The organism is Bradyrhizobium mercantei (genome assembly GCF_001982635.1).
GTDB lineage: Bacteria > Pseudomonadota > Alphaproteobacteria > Rhizobiales > Xanthobacteraceae > Bradyrhizobium > Bradyrhizobium mercantei.
Genome location: NZ_MKFI01000050.1, coordinates 1 through 832 on the forward strand (window position 1 = coordinate 1; position 832 = coordinate 832).

Genomic DNA, 832 nt, shown 5'->3' on the forward strand with positions numbered 1-832 from the left:
ATCCACACCAGCCAGGCCTATCTCAGCGCCGACAACAGCCAGCGCGTGCCGGCTTGGACGCGCTACGACTTCGGCGGCCGCTACAAGACCCGCGTGGCGGGCAAGGACGTGACGCTGCGCGCGACCGTGACCAACCTGCTCGACAAGCACTATTGGGAGGCCAATCCGACCGGCTACCTGATCAGCGGCATGCCGCGCACGCTGTGGCTGTCGGTGGCGACGGAGTTCTGACGACGGCGCCGGGCCGCCCGCTGGTGGTCCGGCCCGGCCCTCACGCCGCCAGCGCGAACAAGCAGTGGGCGTTGGCGCGGATCAGGTATTTCTTGACAGTGCTGGGCGAGATGCGCAGGCGCTCGGCGATCTGCGCGTAGGTCAGTTCCTCGATGTGCGCCATGATGAAAGCGCTGCGCGCCGCTTGCGGCAGGCCTTCCAGCGCCTGGTCGAGCTGCTGCAGCGTTTCCACCGCCAGCGCCACGCTTTCCGGCGACGGCGCGGTCGGGGCCGGCAGGCAGGCCAGCGCTTCGAGGTAGGCGGCTTCCAGCGCCGCCTTGTGGCGCCGGCGCGCGATCAGGCGGCGGGCGATGGTGGCCAGGAACGGCCGGGCTTCGCGGATGGCGTCGCGCCGGCCCTCGCCCAGCAGGCACAGGAAGGTGTCGTGCGACAGGTCGGCGGCGTCGCTGCTGTTGCCGACGCGGCGCCGCAGCCAGCCCAGCAGCCAGGGATGGTGGTCGACATAGAAGCGTTGCAGCTGCGTGCGGGCAACGGCGTCGACGGCGATCGGGGCGGAGTAATCCAGGTCCTGAGTGGCCATGGCGGGTACGCCGCCTCGCGG

Annotated in this window: 1 protein-coding gene and 1 pseudogene; one reads left to right on the plus strand and one right to left on the minus strand. The window is 70.8% G+C overall.

Translation table 11 applies throughout. The features are described from left to right. Positions 1-231: pseudogene (locus BI327_RS40840) on the plus strand (TonB-dependent receptor); the annotation flags it as partial. Between the two features lie 40 nt (positions 232-271). On the opposite strand, the gene BI327_RS40845 reads toward BI327_RS40840, so the two are convergent. Continuing rightward, positions 272-832 (minus strand): sigma-70 family RNA polymerase sigma factor (locus tag BI327_RS40845; protein WP_210191260.1); only part of this gene is annotated, 561 nt, incomplete at its 5' end.